Annotated in this window: 19 protein-coding genes; 13 read left to right on the top strand and 6 right to left on the bottom strand. The window is 38.9% G+C overall.

The features are described from left to right. Position 1: 1 nt before the first annotated feature. The 6 genes from lacD (at position 2) to ADI86_RS00530 (ending at position 6,141) form a co-directional block, all read left to right on the top strand. Positions 2-982, top strand: a complete 981-nt coding sequence (gene lacD / locus ADI86_RS00560; RefSeq protein ID WP_001229114.1) for a tagatose-bisphosphate aldolase — start codon at positions 2-4, stop codon at positions 980-982. A gap of 234 nt (positions 983-1,216) precedes the next feature. Continuing rightward, positions 1,217-2,053 carry a PRD domain-containing protein gene (locus ADI86_RS00555; protein WP_049531352.1) on the top strand — a complete coding sequence of 279 codons (837 nt, stop codon included), beginning with the start codon at positions 1,217-1,219 and terminating at the stop codon, positions 2,051-2,053. Positions 2,054-2,088: 35 nt separating this feature from the next. Continuing rightward, positions 2,089-2,406 (top strand): PTS lactose/cellobiose transporter subunit IIA, encoded by a 318-nt coding sequence (locus tag ADI86_RS00550; RefSeq protein WP_049531351.1) that lies wholly within the window; start codon positions 2,089-2,091, stop codon positions 2,404-2,406. After that, positions 2,406-4,097, top strand: a complete 1,692-nt coding sequence (locus ADI86_RS00545) for a lactose-specific PTS transporter subunit EIIC (RefSeq protein ID WP_049531350.1) — start codon at positions 2,406-2,408, stop codon at positions 4,095-4,097. The genes ADI86_RS00550 and ADI86_RS00545 overlap by 1 nt, the downstream gene beginning before the upstream one ends. A gap of 338 nt (positions 4,098-4,435) precedes the next feature. Then, positions 4,436-5,842, top strand: coding sequence for a 6-phospho-beta-galactosidase (lacG, locus tag ADI86_RS00540; protein ID WP_049531349.1), 1,407 nt, complete (start codon positions 4,436-4,438; stop codon positions 5,840-5,842). 41 nt (positions 5,843-5,883) lie between these two features. Continuing rightward, the gene (locus ADI86_RS00530; RefSeq protein ID WP_080983136.1) at positions 5,884-6,141 is read left to right on the top strand and encodes a DUF3884 family protein; all 258 of its coding nucleotides are present in this window, start codon (positions 5,884-5,886) and stop codon (positions 6,139-6,141) included. Positions 6,142-6,192: 51 nt separating this feature from the next. Here the strand turns inward: ADI86_RS00530 and ADI86_RS00525 are convergent, their stop codons facing one another. From ADI86_RS00525 to nrdH, 4 genes are all read right to left on the bottom strand, one after another. After that, positions 6,193-6,960: a DeoR/GlpR family DNA-binding transcription regulator gene (locus ADI86_RS00525; protein WP_049531348.1), complete on the bottom strand. Its 768-nt coding sequence runs from the start codon at positions 6,958-6,960 to the stop codon at positions 6,193-6,195. A gap of 146 nt (positions 6,961-7,106) precedes the next feature. After that, the gene (nrdF, locus tag ADI86_RS00520; protein WP_000451386.1) at positions 7,107-8,069 is read right to left on the bottom strand and encodes a class 1b ribonucleoside-diphosphate reductase subunit beta; all 963 of its coding nucleotides are present in this window, start codon (positions 8,067-8,069) and stop codon (positions 7,107-7,109) included. A gap of 173 nt (positions 8,070-8,242) precedes the next feature. Next, positions 8,243-10,402 (bottom strand): class 1b ribonucleoside-diphosphate reductase subunit alpha, encoded by a 2,160-nt coding sequence (nrdE, locus tag ADI86_RS00515; protein ID WP_049531347.1) that lies wholly within the window; start codon positions 10,400-10,402, stop codon positions 8,243-8,245. Between the two features lie 80 nt (positions 10,403-10,482). Further along, on the bottom strand, positions 10,483-10,701 hold the full coding sequence (gene nrdH, locus ADI86_RS00510; RefSeq protein ID WP_000259240.1) for a glutaredoxin-like protein NrdH: 219 nt from the start codon (positions 10,699-10,701) through the stop codon (positions 10,483-10,485). A 350-nt stretch (positions 10,702-11,051) separates the two neighbouring features. Between nrdH and ADI86_RS00505 the strand changes: the two genes are divergently transcribed. From ADI86_RS00505 to ADI86_RS00490, 4 genes are all read left to right on the top strand, one after another. Next, entirely contained in the window at positions 11,052-11,315 is a 264-nt protein-coding gene (locus ADI86_RS00505) for a phosphocarrier protein HPr (protein ID WP_000146947.1), read from the top strand. Positions 11,316-11,320: 5 nt separating this feature from the next. Further along, positions 11,321-13,054, top strand: coding sequence for a phosphoenolpyruvate--protein phosphotransferase (gene ptsP, locus ADI86_RS00500; protein WP_023941216.1), 1,734 nt, complete (start codon positions 11,321-11,323; stop codon positions 13,052-13,054). A gap of 133 nt (positions 13,055-13,187) precedes the next feature. Then, positions 13,188-13,682 carry a YkgJ family cysteine cluster protein gene (locus ADI86_RS00495; protein ID WP_000031476.1) on the top strand — a complete coding sequence of 165 codons (495 nt, stop codon included), beginning with the start codon at positions 13,188-13,190 and terminating at the stop codon, positions 13,680-13,682. A 56-nt stretch (positions 13,683-13,738) separates the two neighbouring features. Continuing rightward, positions 13,739-14,278: a ClbS/DfsB family four-helix bundle protein gene (locus tag ADI86_RS00490; RefSeq protein WP_004247449.1), complete on the top strand. Its 540-nt coding sequence runs from the start codon at positions 13,739-13,741 to the stop codon at positions 14,276-14,278. A gap of 98 nt (positions 14,279-14,376) precedes the next feature. On the opposite strand, the gene dhaQ is transcribed toward ADI86_RS00490, so the two are convergent. Both dhaQ and dhaS read right to left on the bottom strand, forming a co-directional pair. After that, positions 14,377-15,366, bottom strand: coding sequence for a DhaKLM operon coactivator DhaQ (gene dhaQ, locus ADI86_RS00485; RefSeq protein ID WP_049531346.1), 990 nt, complete (start codon positions 15,364-15,366; stop codon positions 14,377-14,379). Then, positions 15,363-15,893: a dihydroxyacetone kinase transcriptional activator DhaS gene (gene dhaS, locus ADI86_RS00480; protein ID WP_049531345.1), complete on the bottom strand. Its 531-nt coding sequence runs from the start codon at positions 15,891-15,893 to the stop codon at positions 15,363-15,365. The genes dhaQ and dhaS overlap by 4 nt, the downstream gene beginning before the upstream one ends. 152 nt (positions 15,894-16,045) lie before the next feature. Here dhaS and dhaK point away from each other — a divergent pair, with 152 nt between their 5' ends. From dhaK to dhaM, 3 genes are read left to right on the top strand one after another with little or no spacing between them, the layout of a single operon-like run. Next, a complete protein-coding gene (gene dhaK, locus ADI86_RS00475; RefSeq protein WP_049531344.1) occupies positions 16,046-17,035 on the top strand; it encodes a dihydroxyacetone kinase subunit DhaK in 990 nt (329 codons plus the stop codon). A 21-nt stretch (positions 17,036-17,056) separates the two neighbouring features. Next, on the top strand, positions 17,057-17,632 hold the full coding sequence (gene dhaL, locus ADI86_RS00470) for a dihydroxyacetone kinase subunit DhaL (protein ID WP_049531343.1): 576 nt from the start codon (positions 17,057-17,059) through the stop codon (positions 17,630-17,632). Beyond that, a complete protein-coding gene (gene dhaM / locus ADI86_RS00465) occupies positions 17,632-18,006 on the top strand; it encodes a dihydroxyacetone kinase phosphoryl donor subunit DhaM (RefSeq protein ID WP_049531342.1) in 375 nt (124 codons plus the stop codon). Before dhaL ends, dhaM begins: the two co-directional genes overlap by 1 nt. Positions 18,007-18,217: the final 211 nt, after the last annotated feature.

Genomic DNA, 18,217 nt, shown 5'->3' with positions numbered 1-18,217 from the left:
AATGGCTTTAACAGAACAAAAACGTGCACGCTTAGAAAAACTTTCTGATGAAAATGGAATCATCTCAGCTCTTGCTTTTGACCAACGTGGTGCTTTGAAACGCCTCATGGCTCAACACCAAACAGAAGAACCAACTGTGGCTCAAATGGAAGAACTGAAAGTCTTGGTTGCAGATGAATTGACTAAATACGCTTCATCTATGCTTCTTGACCCTGAGTATGGACTTCCAGCAACTAAAGCTCTTGATGAAAAAGCTGGTCTTCTCCTTGCTTATGAAAAAACAGGTTACGACACAACAAGCACAAAACGCTTACCAGACTGCTTGGATGTTTGGTCTGCAAAACGTATTAAAGAAGAAGGTGCAGATGCGGTTAAATTCTTGCTTTACTATGATGTAGATAGCTCAGACGAACTTAACCAAGAAAAACAAGCTTACATCGAACGTATCGGTTCTGAGTGTGTGGCTGAAGATATTCCATTCTTCCTTGAAATCCTTGCTTACGATGAAAAAATTGCTGATGCAGGTTCTGTAGAATACGCGAAAGTAAAACCACACAAAGTTATCGGTGCTATGAAAGTCTTCTCAGACCCACGCTTTAACATTGATGTCTTGAAAGTAGAAGTTCCTGTTAACATTAAATATGTTGAAGGCTTCGCTGAAGGTGAAGTAGTTTATACACGTGAAGAAGCAGCAGCCTTCTTCAAGGCTCAAGATGAAGCAACTAACTTGCCATACATCTACTTGAGTGCTGGTGTATCAGCTAAACTTTTCCAAGATACTCTTGTATTTGCTCATGAATCAGGTGCAAACTTCAATGGTGTTCTTTGTGGCCGTGCAACATGGGCTGGATCAGTTGAAGCTTACATCAAAGATGGTGAAGCAGCAGCTCGTGAATGGCTTCGCACAACTGGATTTGAAAACATTGACGAACTTAACAAAGTTCTTCAAACAACAGCGACTTCATGGAAAGAACGAGTGTAAGAAAGTCCTCCTAGGTTAAGAACATGAGTCTAAAAAATTTTTAAAAAAAGTTGTATGTAAAGGTTTACAAAACAACTTACTTGTGCTATACTTAAATCACAAGTTAATACAAGGTGAGTGTTACTAAGTAATATTAGGCATGATCACAGGTGAATTAGAAATCGGATGATTTTCTAGTTCATTTGTGGTCATTTTTTGTACTCATATACCTTTAAGATATAAAAGGAGGTTGACATGTATCGAATTCTAAATCCAATGAATCACAATGTCTCGCTTGTCAGAAATGATAAAGGAGAAGAAGCGATTGTAATTGGTAAGGGGATTGCATTTGGAAAGAAGAAGGGAGATTTGATTGCTGAACAGCAGGTTGAGAAAATCTTTCGGATGAAGACCGAAGAGTCCAGAGAAAACTTTATGGCTCTTCTCAAAGATGTTCCGCTTGATTTTATCACAGTGACCTATGAAATCATTGATAAGCTATCAAAGAAATATCATTATCCGATTCAAGAATATCTTTACGTAACCTTGACAGACCATATTTACTGTTCTTACCAAGCTCTAGCACAAGGAAGGTACAAGGATAGTAATCTGCCAGATATTTCCACTAAGTATCCTGTCGCTTTTCAAATCGCAAATGAAGCTTTTGAAATTTACCGTCAGAAGCTAGCGGATCATTTTCCTGAGGACGAAATTATTCGGATTGCTTATCATTTCATTAATGCCGAAGGTGAAAATGAAGTGGAAGTTGTGGAGTCGATTGATAAGAGGAAAGAAATTCTCAGCAATGTTGAAGAAGTGCTAAAGGGGTATGCAATTCAACGAACTAAAGAGAATAATCATTTCTATGATCGTTTTATGATTCATTTGAATTATTTCTTGGATTATTTAGACAGATCTAGAGATGATAACCAATCACTTCTGGATATGGAAGATCATATTAAACAATCTTATCCAAAAGCCTTTGAGATTGGTTCCAAAATCTATGATGTGATTACGCAACATACGGGTCTTGATTTGTATAAAAGTGAACGAGTTTATCTTGTTCTACATATCCAACGTTTATTGTCATAAAAATTTATTAAAAACTATATAAGGAGAATTCTATCATGAATAGAGAAGAAGTAACATTGTTAGGTTTTGAAATCGTAGCCTATGCTGGCGATGCTCGTTCAAAACTATTGGAAGCCTTGAAGGCTGCTGAAGCTGGTGATTTTGAAAAAGCGGACGCTCTGGTAGAGGAAGCTAATAGCTGTATCGCAGAGGCTCACCACGCGCAAACAAGTCTATTGACTAAGGAAGCGGCTGGCGAGGATTTGGCTTATAGTGTGACCATGATGCATGGTCAAGATCACTTGATGACAACTATCTTGTTAAAAGATTTGATGCACCATTTAATTGAGCTCTATAAGAGAGGAGTTAAATAATGAATAAACTAATTGCATTTATCGAGAAAGGAAAACCTTTCTTTGAGAAATTATCTCGTAATATCTATCTTCGTGCTATTCGTGATGGTTTCATTGCAGGTATGCCTGTTATTCTCTTCTCAAGTATCTTTATCTTGATTGCCTTTGTACCAAACTCATGGGGCTTTAAATGGTCTGATGAAGTTGTAGCCTTTCTGATGAAACCTTATAGCTATTCTATGGGTATTCTGGCTCTCTTGGTAGCTGGTACAACAGCTAAGTCATTGACCGACTCAGTAAACCGTAGCATGGAGAAAACCAATCAAATCAACTATATGTCAACACTGTTGGCAGCGATTGTCGGTTTGTTAATGTTGGCAGCTGATCCTATCGAAAATGGTCTAGCTACTGGATTCTTGGGGACAAAAGGTTTGCTTTCAGCCTTCCTTGCAGCCTTTGTTACCGTAGCAATCTATAAGGTTTGTGTTAAGAACAACGTCACTATTCGTATGCCTGACGAAGTTCCACCAAATATTTCACAAGTCTTTAAAGATGTGATTCCATTCACTCTCTCAGTTGTTTCACTTTATGCTCTTGATTTACTAGCTCGTCATTTTGTTGGTTCTAGTGTTGCAGAATCAATCGGTAAATTCTTTGCACCATTATTCTCAGCAGCAGACGGATACCTTGGTATTACCATTATCTTTGGTGCTTTTGCCTTCTTCTGGTTTGTTGGGATTCACGGTCCATCTATCGTTGAGCCTGCTATCGCAGCAATTACCTATGCCAATGCCGAAGTCAACTTGAACCTTCTCCAACAAGGTATGCACGCTGACAAGATTCTTACTTCTGGTACACAAATGTTTATCGTTACCATGGGTGGTACTGGTGCGACACTGGTTGTTCCTTTCATGTTCATGTGGTTAACAAAATCAAAACGTAACCGTGCAATCGGACGTGCTTCAGTAGTTCCTACCTTCTTCGGTGTAAATGAACCAATCTTGTTTGGTGCACCACTTGTATTGAACCCGATTTTCTTCATTCCATTTATTTTTGCTCCAATCGCAAACGTATGGATCTTTAAATTCTTTATTGAAACTCTTGGAATGAACTCATTTACTGCTAATCTACCATGGACAACTCCAGCTCCACTAGGTCTAGTTCTTGGTACTAACTTCCAAGTTCTATCATTCATTCTTGCTGCTCTTCTAATCGTGGTTGACGTAGTCATTTACTATCCATTCCTTAAAGTATATGATGAACAAATTCTTGAAGAAGAACGTTCAGGTAAGTCTAATGATGAATTGAAAGAAAAAGTTGTTGCAAACTTCAATACTGCAAAAGCGGATGCTATTCTTGAAAAAGCGGGTGTCGATGCAGCACAAAATACCATCACTGAAGAAACAAATGTCCTCGTTCTCTGTGCTGGTGGGGGTACAAGTGGACTTCTTGCTAATGCTTTGAACAAGGCAGCTGCAGAGTACAATGTTCCTGTGAAAGCAGCAGCAGGTGGTTATGGTGCTCACCGTGAAATGTTGCCAGAGTTTGATTTAGTTATCCTTGCTCCTCAAGTTGCTTCAAACTTTGAAGATATGAAAGCAGAAACAGATAAACTCGATATTAAACTTGCGAAAACAGAGGGAGCTCAATACATCAAATTAACTCGTGATGGAAAAGGTGCTCTTGCATTCGTACAAGCTCAATTCGATTAACGATAGGGACTGTGAAACAGTCTCCTCTCGTTACGGAAATCGCTATGGCGAATTTCCTAATCGCCTTGTTAATTCGTCAGTAAAAAGATATCGTTTTTACCTCCTCATGTCACAATTCGATTAACGATAGGGACTATAAAACAGTTTCCTCTCGTTACGGAAATCGCTATGGCGAATTTCCTAATCGCCTTGTTAATTCGTCGGTAAAAAGATATCGTTTTTACCTCCTCATGTCACAATTCGGTGACTTGGTACAAGAAGTGAGATGGAGAAGGATGGCTCACTGACTCCTCTCCTCTCACTTTTACTTTATTTAAATCAAGAAATAGGTGAAAAAAATGACAAAAACATTACCAAAAGACTTTATTTTCGGTGGCGCAACAGCTGCTTATCAAGCAGAAGGTGCTACACATACTGATGGGAAAGGACCAGTAGCTTGGGATAAATATCTTGAAGATAACTACTGGTACACTGCAGAACCAGCCAGTGATTTTTACAATCGATATCCAGTTGACCTCAAGCTAGCAGAAGAGTATGGTGTCAATGGTATTCGAATTTCTATTGCCTGGTCACGTATTTTCCCAACAGGTTACGGTCAAGTAAATCAGAAAGGTGTTGAGTTTTATCATAATCTATTTGCAGAGTGTCACAAACGTCATGTTGAGCCCTTTGTAACTCTTCATCACTTTGATACGCCAGAAGCTCTCCATTCAAATGGGGACTTCTTAAACCGTGAAAATATCGAACACTTTGTAGACTACGCTGCCTTCTGTTTTGAAGAATTTCCAGAAGTAAACTATTGGACAACCTTCAATGAAATCGGACCAATCGGTGATGGTCAATACTTGGTTGGGAAATTCCCTCCAGGTATTCAGTACGACCTTGCCAAAGTCTTCCAATCACACCACAATATGATGGTGTCTCATGCGCGTGCAGTCAAGCTATATAAAGATAAAGGTTATAAAGGCGAAATTGGTGTTGTTCACGCACTGCCAACCAAGTATCCTTTAGATCCTAAAAATCCAGCAGATGTTCGTGCAGCTGAGTTGGAAGATATTATTCACAATAAATTTATATTGGATGCAACTTATCTAGGTCGCTATTCAGCTGAAACGATGGAAGGTATCAACCATATCTTATCAGTCAATGGTGGTAGCTTAGATCTTCGTGAAGAAGATTTTACAGCATTAGAAGCTGCGAAAGACTTGAACGACTTCCTTGGAATCAATTACTATATGAGTGACTGGATGGAAGCCTTTGATGGCGAAACAGAAATCATCCATAATGGTAAGGGTGAGAAAGGAAGCTCTAAATACCAAATCAAAGGTGTTGGTCGTCGTGCAGCTCCTGACTATGTGCCACGTACAGATTGGGATTGGATTATCTACCCTCAAGGTTTGTATGACCAAATCATGCGCGTGAAGAAAGATTATCCGAACTACAAGAAGATTTACATCACTGAAAATGGTCTTGGATATAAAGATGAGTTTGTTGATAACACTGTTTACGATGATGGCCGTATTGATTATGTCAAACAACACTTGGAAGTCTTGTCTGATGCTATTGCAGATGGAGCTAATGTAAAAGGTTACTTCATTTGGTCATTAATGGATGTCTTCTCATGGTCAAATGGGTATGAGAAACGTTACGGTCTCTTCTATGTAGACTTTGAAACCCAAGAACGTTATCCTAAGAAATCAGCTCACTGGTACAAGAAAGTAGCAGAAAGTCAGATTATAGACTAGTAGAATTAGTAATTAGATATAGAATTATAGTGAGGCAAAAGATGTTCAAAGATTTTATCCAATCTATTTATGAAAAAGTTTATATTATCAATTTTGATAAATGTTCTCAAATACCTTGTTTGACTAATGAGGAGCTGAAAAAACTTGGGAAATGGTATGTCTCTACTGGTAAAGAATGGATTTGCCATTCAGATTATGAGATTGAAGAATTTCAAAATATCTTTTTAAATTTTATCAGTCCTGAAGAACGGGATAATATCTCCTTTGATTCAGATTTTATGCCGTTTCAACAATCATAAATAATCTAGGAAACTCTTTGTAAAAATCCCCACCAATCGGTGGGGATAGTTTTATGGTTTAGAAAGAATAATTTTTGTTTGTTTTGAAAGTTGTTCGAAGGTTTCTTTGCTCAGTTTAGAGTCTGAAACGACGGTATCAATATCAGAGATATTGTAGAAGGTATAGAAATCAAATTTATTGAACTTACTATTGTCAGCTAGTAAGTATTTTTTATTGGAATTATTGAGGGCGATGCGTTGGGATTCACCTTCCTCTTCGCTGAAGGTCGCAATCGCATTGTCCTGAATACCATTACAGCTAACGAAAGCTTTAGAAAATTGAAGATTGGCTAAGTTTTGCAAGGTTAGTGTTCCCACAAAGGCTCCAGTGATAGAGCGGTAGTTTCCACCAATTAAAATCAAGTCTGTTAGTTTTCGTTCGTTTAAGATGAGAAAGACTGGTAAACTGTTTGTTACAACACGAATATTATCAATTGGAAGTTCACGAGCAAAAGATTCCAAAGTTGTACCAGGGCCGATAAAAATAGTTTCACCCTCATCAATTAAATGGCCTGCAAAACGGCTGATTTCTTGTTTTTCTGCAATCTGTAAGCTTTGTTTCTCGATATTGGAACGTTCATTGTTTAAAATGGAACCTGTGCGAATTTTTTCAGCTCCCCCGTGCACCCGAACAAGTAAATCCTTGTCTGCTAACTCTTGCAAGTAGCGTCTAGCAGTCATATCAGACACATTCAAGCGAGTCATGATTTCTTTGACAGTAATAGTTCCCTTTGTATTTACCGTTTCTAGAATATTATCTAGTTTTTCCTGCTTTAGCATCGTTATCACCTCTATTTCTATTACTATTTTATCATAAAGTATTCAATCAATCAATCAATTTAAAAAACAAAAGAAAACAAAAACAAAAATATCATGGTTGTTTTAAACAAACCATGATATTTGTTATCAGTTCTGGGATAATTGAATTAGTCCAAACCGTAGTTGTAGTCATCGTCTTGCATGGCTTCAACTTCACCAAGGAGGTAACCATTTCCGACTTGAGAGAAGAAGTCGTGGTTGGAAGTTCCTGTTGAAATACCGTTCATAACGATTGGGTTGACATCATCTGCTGAATCTGGGAAGAGTGGATCTTGTCCCAGGTTCATGAGTGCCTTGTTGGCATTGTAGCGAAGGAAGGTTTTGACTTCTTCCGTCCAACCAACACCATCATAGAGGCTTTCTGTGTAGCCTTCTTCGTTTTCATAAAGAGTGTAGAGAAGGTCGTACATCCATTCTTTGAGTTTTTCTTGCTCTTCTTCAGGCAATTCATTGAAACCAAGTTGGAATTTATAACCGATGTAGGTTCCGTGAACAGACTCATCACGAATGATCAATTTAATGATTTCCGCAACGTTGGCTAGTTTGTTGTTACCGAGATAGTAGAGGGGAGTGAAGAAACCAGAGTAGAAGAGGAAGGTTTCGAGGAAGACGCTGGCAACTTTCTTTTCAAGTGGGCTACCGTTTAGGTAGATTTCGTTAACAATCTCAGCCTTCTTTTGTAGGTAAGGATTGGTATTGGTCCATTCGAAAATTTCTTCAATCTCAGCCTTAGTATTCAAGGTAGAGAAGATTGAAGAGTAAGATTTAGCGTGAACAGATTCCATAAATTGGATGTTATTGAAAACAGCTTCCTCATGTGGTGTACGGATGTCCGCGCGAAGGGCTTGAACCCCAGTTTCAGATTGCATAGTGTCTAGAAGGGTTAAACCACCAAAGACTTTTCCAACCAAGTCTTTTTCTACATTTGATAGCTTTCTCCAGTCATCCAAGTCATTTGACAAGGGAATACGTGTATCGAGCCAGAATTGCTCTGTCAGTTTTTCCCAAGTTGATTTGTCGATGACATCTTCGATGGCATTCCAGTTAATGGCTTTGTAGTAAGTTTCCATTTGAAATCTCTTTCTGTGTTTAGTATTGCGAGCTCACAATTATTTCTATTTTATCATAATTCTAGAGGAGTATCGCACAAAAAGTCGGAAGCCCGACTTTTTTGTTCTTACATGATTTTATCAGCAAAATACGTTTAATGGATTAAGTGAATGTAATACTTTTGAGCGACGAATTAAATCACACAGCTTTCACATTGGTTAGCACCGACTTCTCCACCATCATCTGTAAAGGTACGGACGTAGTAGATAGACTTGATACCCTTGTTAAAGGCATAGTTACGAAGGATAGACAAGTCACGTGTCGTTTGTTTGTTTTCTTTCTTCCATTCGTAAAGTCCTTTTGGAATGTCACTACGCATGAAGAGAGTAAGTGAAAGTCCTTGGTCCACGTGCTCAGTTGCAGCAGCATAGACATCAATCACCTTACGCATATCCATGTCGTAGGCAGAAGTGTAGTAAGGAATAGTATCTGTTGACAAGCCAGCAGCAGGGTAGTAGATTTTACCGATTTTCTTCTCTTGGCGTTCCTCGATACGTTGCGTAATCGGGTGGATAGAAGCAGAAACGTCGTTGATGTAGCTGATAGAACCATTTGGCGCTACAGCAAGGCGGTTTTGGTGGTAAAGACCATATGCTTGCACCTTGTCGCGAAGTTCAGCCCAGTCAGCAGCACTTGGGATAAAGACATCTTTGAAGAGTTCTTTAACACGGTCTGATTTTGGAACAAATTCGCCAGTTATATACTTGTTGAAGTAGCTTCCGTTAGCATAGTCTGATTTTTCAAAGTTGTGGAAGGTGATACCACGCTCACGTGCAATATTGTTTGACTCAACCAAGGTCCAGTAGTTCATAAGCATAAAGTAGATGCTTGTAAATTCAACCGACTCAGGCGATCCATATTCAATCAATTGTTGGGCAAGGTAGCTGTGAAGTCCCATGGCACCAAGACCAAAGGTATGAGCTTGGCTATTTCCGTGGTCGATGGTAGGAACAGCTACGATGTGCGAACTATCTGTCACGAAAGTAAGGGCACGAACCATAGCACGGATTGAGCGACCAAAGTCAGGTGAAGTCATCATGTTGACCACGTTGGTTGAACCAAGGTTACATGAAACGTCTGTTCCCATTTGAAGGAATTCTTGAGCATCGTTGATCAAGCTTGGTTCTTGGACTTGAAGAATCTCTGAACACAAGTTACTCATGATAATCTTACCATCAACTGGATTTGCACGGTTAGCAGTATCGATGTTAACGACATAAGGATAGCCAGATTCCTGTTGCAATTTAGAAATTTCAGTTTCCAAATCACGCGCCTTGATTTTTGTCTTGCGGATATTTGGATTTGCGACCAATTCATCGTATTTTTCAGTGATATCGATGTAGTTGAAAGGTACACCATACTCTTTTTCGACAGAATAAGGGCTGAAGAGGTACATTTCTTCATTTTTACGTGCTAATTCGTAGAATTTATCAGGTACCACCACACCAAGCGAAAGGGTCTTGACACGAACTTTTTCATCGGCGTTTTCTTTCTTAGTTGAAAGGAAGGCGATGATATCTGGATGAAAGACATTGAGGTAAACAACCCCAGCACCTTGACGTTGCCCCAATTGGTTGGAGTAAGAGAAGCTATCTTCGAAAAGCTTCATTACTGGAACGACACCTGAAGCAGCTCCTTCATAGCCTTTGATAGGTGCACCAGCTTCACGAAGGTTGCTGAGGGTAATTCCCACACCACCACCGATACGTGAGAGCTGAAGAGCTGAGTTAATAGAACGTCCGATAGAGTTCATATCATCCGTTACTTGGATCAGGAAGCAAGATACCAACTCCCCACGACGCGCACGTCCAGCATTCAAGAAGGAAGGAGTAGCAGGTTGGTAGCGTTGGTGGATGATTTCATTGGCAATATCGATTGCAACAGCTTCATTGCCATCAGCGAAATAAAGGGCGTTAAAGAAGACACGGTCTTCCATACTTTCAAGATAGTATTCACCGTCGTTAGTCTTTAAGGCATATTGATTATAAAACTTATAAGCTGCCATGAAAGACTTGAATTGGAAGTTTTGGTCTTTGATAAATTGTGACAATTCTTCCAAAAATTCTGGACGGTATTTCTTGATAAAGGCTGTTTCGATGTAGTTGTGTTCAATGAGGTAGTTGATTTTATCTTTGATTGAATCAAAAACCATAGTGTTTGGAACTACATTTTCTTTAAAGAAGGCATCCAAGGCTTCCTTATCTTTATGAAGCATGATTTGTCCATTAACAGGACGGTTGATTTCGTTATTGAGACGGAAGTAAGTTACGTCTTCAAGATGTTTTAATCCCATAAAATTTCCCTTATCTAATTACAAAAGAAAGGCTTCTAAGTTAGCCCTAGAAGCAGTTTCTTCTGGATGATGTACTAAGATTATGCTAATTGTTTCAGTTTTCCTGGTTGGAAACCTGAAAAGACTTCAGTTGGTGTTTGGATAACAGGAGCTGCGCTGAAACCGAGCTCTTTAACTTGATCGATGTACTCAGGTTGCTCATCAAGATTGATTTCACGATAAGCGACATTATTACTGTCCAAGAAACGTTTGGTCATTTTACATTGGACACAGTTGTTTTTAGAATAAACGGTTACCATTGTGTAACTCCTCTTTCAAAATAGATTACTTTCTTAGTATATCAGAAAATAAATTTTTGTCAACGATTTAAAACTAAATATAGTGGTCTGTTTTCGCACATGACTTTACAAAACACAATATGTAGTGTTTTGTTTGTAAAATAGTGATAATTATCCTATGAGTTGTTTTTTGAAAAACTATATCCTGTGTTTTGTTATTCGATATGGAAGATTTTCAGCAAGTTATCTGAAAGGAAATCGAATAAATCCCATAAAATGCTTGAAAAAATTCCTAGAAGATGATATAATACCAAATTGTAAGGGTTATCACATATAACTCAAAAAAGAAAGAACAAAAGGAGAGTCAAACTATGGCTTCTAAAGATTTCCACGTAGTGGCAGAAACAGGTATTCACGCACGTCCAGCAACATTGTTGGTACAAACTGCTAGCAAATTTGCTTCAGATATCACTCTTGAGTACAAAGGTAAGTCAGTTAACCTTAAATCAATCATGGGTGTTATGAGTCTTGGTGTTGGCCAAGGTGCTGACGTAACTATCTCAGCTGAAGGTGCGGATGCAGATGACGCTATCGCTGCAATCTCAGAAACAATGGAAAAAGAAGGATTGGCATAAGGAAAATGACAGAAATGCTTAAAGGAATCGCAGCATCTGACGGTGTTGCAGTTGCAAAAGCATATCTACTCGTTCAACCGGATTTGTCATTCGAGACTGTTTCAGTCGAAGATACAAACGCAGAAGAGGCTCGTTTGGATGTTGCTCTTGAAGCTTCTCAAAACGAGCTTTCTCTTATCCGTGAGAAAGCTGTAGGTACGCTGGGTGAAGAAGCGGCGCAAGTTTTTGATGCTCATTTGATGGTTCTTTCTGATCCAGAATTGATCGGTCAGATTAAAGAAACAATCCGTGCTAAGAAAGTCAATGCTGAAGCAGGTCTTAAAGAAGTGACTGACATGTTCATCACCATCTTTGAAGGCATGGAAGACAACCCATACATGCAAGAACGTGCAGCGGATATCCGCGACGTGACAAAACGTGTATTGGCAAACCTTCTTGGTAAGAAATTGCCTAACCCAGCTTCTATCAACGAAGAAGTAATCGTGATTGCACATGACTTGACACCATCTGATACAGCTCAATTGGACAAAAACTTTGTAAAAGCTTTTGTAACAAACATCGGTGGACGTACAAGCCACTCAGCTATCATGGCACGTACACTTGAAATTGCAGCTGTATTGGGAACTAATAACATCACTGAAGTGGTGAAAGACGGTGATATCCTTGCCGTTAACGGAATTACTGGTGAAGTCATTATCAACCCAACAGATGAACAAGCGGCAGAATTTAAAGCAGCTGGTGAAGCTTATGCTAAACAAAAAGCTGAATGGGCACTTTTGAAAGATGCTCAAACAGTGACTGCTGACGGTAAACACTTCGAGTTGGCTGCTAACATCGGTACTCCAAAAGACGTTGAAGGTGTTAACAACAACGGGGCAGAAGCTGTTGGACTTTACCGTACAGAGTTCTTGTACATGGATTCTCAAGACTTCCCAACAGAAGACGAGCAGTATGAAGCATACAAGGCTGTTCTTGAGGGAATGAATGGTAAACCAGTCGTTGTTCGTACTATGGACATCGGTGGAGATAAGGAACTTCCTTACTTCGATATGCCACACGAAATGAACCCATTCCTTGGATTCCGTGCCCTTCGTATCTCTATTTCTGAAACTGGAGATGCAATGTTCCGCACACAAATCCGTGCTCTTCTTCGTGCATCTGTTCATGGTCAATTGCGTATCATGTTCCCAATGGTTGCCCTCTTGAAAGAATTCCGTGCAGCTAAAGCAGTCTTTGATGAAGAAAAAGCAAACCTTCTTGCTGAAGGAGTTGCAGTTGCGGATGATATCCAAGTTGGTATCATGATTGAAATTCCTGCAGCGGCAATGCTTGCAGACCAATTTGCTAAAGAAGTTGACTTCTTCTCAATTGGTACAAACGACTTGATCCAATACACAATGGCAGCAGACCGTATGAATGAGCAAGTTTCATACCTTTACCAACCATATAACCCATCAATCCTTCGCTTGATCAACAACGTTATCAAGGCAGCTCACGCTGAAGGTAAATGGGCTGGTATGTGTGGTGAGATGGCTGGTGACCAAAAAGCTGTTCCACTTCTTGTCGGAATGGGCTTAGATGAGTTCTCTATGTCAGCAACATCAGTCCTTCGTACACGTAGCTTGATGAAGAAATTGGACACTGCTAAGATGGAAGAGTACGCTAACCGTGCCCTTACAGAGTGTTCAACAATGGAAGAAGTCCTTGAACTTCAAAAAGAATACGTTAACTTCGATTAATGTCATTAACCTTGTAACTTAGTTGCAAGGTTTTTTGACGCATTTTTGGAAAGTATAGTCTTATAAAGTCCACTTTTCAATGAGTCAGAGGCATGATATAATAGGGGGAAACAAATAGAATAAGAGAGAAACCATGTCTAAAGAAATTGATATTGAGTATTACCATCAGCTAGCCTTGCAAAAGCAGAAGGAGCACCGTAAAGTTTTAGCCAATTTAAAGAAAAAACCACCTAAGAACTTGGATAAAATAGCCCAGCAGATTCACCAAGAAGTTTTTGCTGAGATTGATTGTACTGCCTGTGCTAACTGTTGTAAGACATTGGGGCCTGACTTTAAAGAAGCGGATATTACACGAATCGCCAAGTACTTTAAGATGAAATTACCAGCTTTTGAAGCTGAATTCCTTCAGGTAGATGAAGATGGTGATAAGGTTTTCAAATCCATGCCTTGCCCATTTTTAGGAGGAGATAACCTCTGTTCTATTTATGACGTTCGTCCAAAGGCCTGTCGTGAATTTCCCCATACAGACCGTAAAAAGATCCATCAAATCAACCATTTGACGATTAAGAATACCTTGACCTGTCCAGCAGCCTATCTCTTTGTTGAGAAATTAAAGGATAAGTTATAGAGATTTAAAGGATAAAAAATTTCTAATAATAACTAGTAATATGAAGGGAGAACTCTGTGCCTAGACCGAAAACAAAAGAGGAGCTAATGCTGGCCTCTAAGGAAAATTATGAAAAGCTTAACCTCTTCATCTCTCAATTAAGTGAAGATGAGTTACAGACTCCATTTGATTTTTCAAAAGACCAAAAGAAAAAGGAAGCGCACTGGAAAAGGGATAAGAATCTACGGGATGTTTTGATCCATCTCTATGAATGGCATCAGTTACTTTTGACTTGGGTTCATTCTAATCAAAAAGGTCACGAAAGACCTTTTCTTCCTGAACCTTATAATTGGAAAACTTATGGAGAAATGAATGTCGCTTTTTGGAAGAAGCACCAGAAAACCTCCTTAGAAGAAGCGACTAGACTCTTGGAACAATCACATAGGAAGGTTTTAGAGTTGATAGAAGTTTTTAGCAATGACGAACTCTTTACCAAGGGTGTCTATAAGTGGACGGGAGGGACAAGTCTAGGTTCCTACTTTGTCAGTAGCACGTCAAGCCACTATGATTGGGGTCTGAAAAAACTCAAAGCTCATCGGAAGAATTGTAAGGGATAGATGGCCTATTTGAAATGGCAAGAATGAGTTCTTTTAAAAGTAAGATATGATTAAAAGGGCTATCAAGTGATGTAGCCCTTTTGAGTTATACAAGCAAATTACCATGCAAAAGCTGTCGTTGGAGTATTGAGGGCTTCTAACCATTGCTTATTCTTTACAGGACAGAGAGTTACGGATATACCTGCCATATCCAGACTGGTCATAAATGTTCCTGATTTTATAAAGGTAATAGTGACTCCTTCAATTTCTAAGAGTTGAAGGAGATCATTGATAAATATGCCCATTTCTAGGTTGGTACTAGTACCTAGATTATTTATAAGCAATATAAATTGATCTCCTTTTTTCCAGTGATAGTGCAATCTTAATTTACTTATAATTTCATTTGCCAGGATTTCTGACGATTGGAATGGGACGATACGATAACCTTCTTCGCCGTGTATCCCAATACCATAGGAAATATTTCCTTCTTCCAAGTTAAATAGTGGAAGGGTAGCTTGGGGGAGACTAGCCGATTTTGTTGCAAAGCCAATTGTTGCGATTTCGGGAGCAAGTTCATGACCTAAATCAGTTAGTTGCTCTATGTCGGCACCATTCTGAGCTGCATATCCTAGAACTTTATGAAGTAAAATAGTCCCTGCAAGCCCTCTTCCTCTAATTTGAAATCTATTGTGAGGTTCAATTGAAATATCGTCGTGTGCTAGACTATAGCCAACTTTAATTCCTTCTTTTCTAGCAGTGTTAATGGCCGAGCTAAATTCTTTGATGTCTGCTTCGAAATTTTTTACAATGATGAAGACACCGTGACCATTGTTTAAAAAACGAATGGACTCTAAGATTTCAGTTCTTGTGGGAGGAGTAAATAATTGGCCATAGATAGCAGCAGTAAGCATTCCTTCTCCCACATATCCAATATGAGCAGGTTCGTGACCTGAACCTCCACCCGACAATATTGGAACCTGATGAGGATTACGATTTTTTTGATAGACTAATGGTAAGGTAGGGTGCTTTTCTAATTTAGGATGACTGCTGACAGCTGCCGAAATGTAACTTGAAATAATTTTTTGTTTATGATTTGAAATAAATGTCATTGTGGTCTCTTTCCAATAATTGTCATGATTAGAAAGTCTGGTTGTGGAACTGGACTTTTTTTATTGACGTAAGCCTTCACGATTTCTGCTAGAGCATGTGAATGATAGTCTAACAAAAAACAAGTATAAGAAGATGAATCGATATCAATCTGACCGTATTCTTTTAAAATTTTTGATACAAGCAAGCGACAGTAGCTGATAAATTGGTCATAGAAGTTATTTTGCCCTTGAATATCAAAAAGTTGAATATAAAAGTCACGCTCTTGTTCGAAATAAAAAAATAATTCTTGTAATAGTTTTTGACCTGAAATGAAGTCCAAGTTATTGGTGATATACTCGGTTAAGTCATTTTCAAATATCCAGTCTAGCAATTCATATTTGTCAAGAAAGTGATTATAAAAGGTCTGTCTACGAATGCCAGCTGATTCCATGATATCTACAATAGAGATTTTATCAAATTCTCTAGTAGCTAATAGGTCTCTAAATGCCTTGGCAATTCGTTTTTTTGTAATAAGTGATGATGCCATAGGAAGCCTTTCTTTTACTTACTTCATTTTACCAAAAAATGTTTTAAATGGGTTTAAAAGGGGACAAATAATAGAATCTGTCCCTTATCATCCAGCAATAAAAAATATATAATGAAAGCGAAAACAAAGATACATGCCGAAAGGAGTTTCTCATGAAAAAAATTATAAATGAACCGACACAAGTTGTTGATGAAATGTTGCAGGGATTGTCATTCATGCATGATGACTTGGTAGAACGCTTAGATGGTTTCGATGTCATCGTTAGAAAGGCAGAAAAGACAGGAAAAGTTGGTCTCATTTCAGGTGGAGGTTCAGGACATGAACCAAGTCATGCTGGATTTGTAGGAGATGGAATGTTGTCTGCTGCCATTTGTGGAGCAGTCTTCACTTCACCTACTCCGGACCAAATTTTAGAAGCCATTAAGGCGGCTGATGAAGGTGCTGGAGTTTTCATGGTCATCAAGAACTATTCTGGTGACATTATGAACTTTGAAATTGCACAAGAACTTGCTGAAATGGAAGGTATTGATGTAGCAAGCGTTGTGGTTGATGATGATATCGCTGTTGAAAATAGTCTCTATACCCAAGGCCGTCGAGGTGTCGCAGGTACTATTTTAGTCCATAAAATTTTGGGTGATGCAGCTCGTTCTGGTAAATCATTATCTGAAATGAAGGACTTGGCCGACAAACTTGTCTTAGAAATTAAAACAATTGGGCTAGCCTTGTCTGGAGCAACCGTTCCTGAAGTTGGGAAACCAGGTTTTGTTCTAGAAGATGATGAATTTGAATATGGAGTTGGTATTCATGGTGAGCCAGGATATAAGAAAGAGAAAATGCAACCTTCAGCACAATTGGCCTCAGAATTGGTTGAAAAATTATCTGAAGGTTTCCAACTTAAGACTGGAGAACGCTATGGCCTTCTCATTAATGGTTTAGGAAGCACTCCTCTTATGGAACAATACGTATTTGCAAATGATGTGGTTAAATTACTCCATAAAAAAGGTGTTGAGTTGGCGTTTAAGAAAATTGGAAACTATATGACATCAATTGATATGACCGGCTTGTCATTAACATTGATTCGATTGGCAGACGATGAGTGGTTGGATGCTCTAAATGCACCTGTTACTACACCAGCTTGGTAAAACTCAAGGAGGAAATGTCTCATGAATGCTGAACAAGCTCTTGAATGGATGAAGCTTTTTAATGAAAAGATTCAAGAACAGAAAGATTACCTTAGTGAGCTAGACACCCCTATAGGAGATGGAGACCACGGTGGAAATATGGCGCGTGGCATGGCTGCAGTTATGGAGAACTTAGAAGGAAAGACATTTGAGACAAGCAGCGATGTGTTTAAACTTGTCTCAATGCAACTACTGAGTAAGGTAGGCGGTGCTTCTGGTCCTCTGTATGGCTCTGCTTTTATGGGCATGGCCAAGGCTGATTCTAATTCGAAAATAGAGGAAATCTTACAAAGCGGTTTGGATATGATTGTCAAACGTGGGAAAGCAGAAGTTGGAGAAAAGACAATGGTTGATGTTTGGACTCCTGTTATTGCTGCCTTGTGTGCTGGCCAATTGACTCAAGAGGTTATTGATAAGGTAGTGAATGCTACCAAAGATTTACTTGCAACTAAAGGAAGGGCATCTTATGTCGGAGAACGTTCTCTTGGACATATTGATCCTGGATCATTCTCATCAGGATTACTCTTTACTGCTCTTTTAGAAACTGGGGTGGTCTAATGGGAAGTATTGGTCTTGTTATCGTTTCACATTCCAAACACATTGCACAAGGTGTTGTTGAACTGATTGGTGAAGTAGCTAAAGATGTTCCGATTACTTATGTAGGAGGAACCGAAGATGGAGGAATTGGAACAAGTTTTGATCAAGTAGATAGAGTTGTTTTCGAAAATCCAGCAGATATTTTATTAGCCTTTTTTGACCTAGGCTCTGCTAAAATGAACTTAGAAATGGTGGCTGATTTCAGTGATAAAAGTATCGTCATCAATAGGGTTCCGATTGTAGAAGGTGCCTATACTGCAGCTGCTCTTCTTCAGGCTGGTGCAGAACTGTCAGTTATTCAAACACAGTTGTCGGAGCTTGAAATCAATAAATAAGGAATTTTACTATAACTATTTTTATAGGTGGGCTATTGATTATCTCAACTATCAAATGTTAAGTAAATAATTTCAAAATCAGAAAGGGATTGCTTTATGCAGTTCCTTTTTAATGTAAAAGGAGTGGAATCATAGCGTTTCTAAATTGTTAATACTCTTCGAAAATCAAATTCAAACCACGTCAACGTCGCCTTGCCGTACTCAAGTACAG

The organism is Streptococcus pseudopneumoniae, assembly GCF_001074975.1.
Classification (GTDB): domain Bacteria; phylum Bacillota; class Bacilli; order Lactobacillales; family Streptococcaceae; genus Streptococcus; species Streptococcus pseudopneumoniae_D.
Note: the sequence above shows the minus strand (reverse complement) of the source record. Positions and strands in the feature narration are given on the sequence as shown.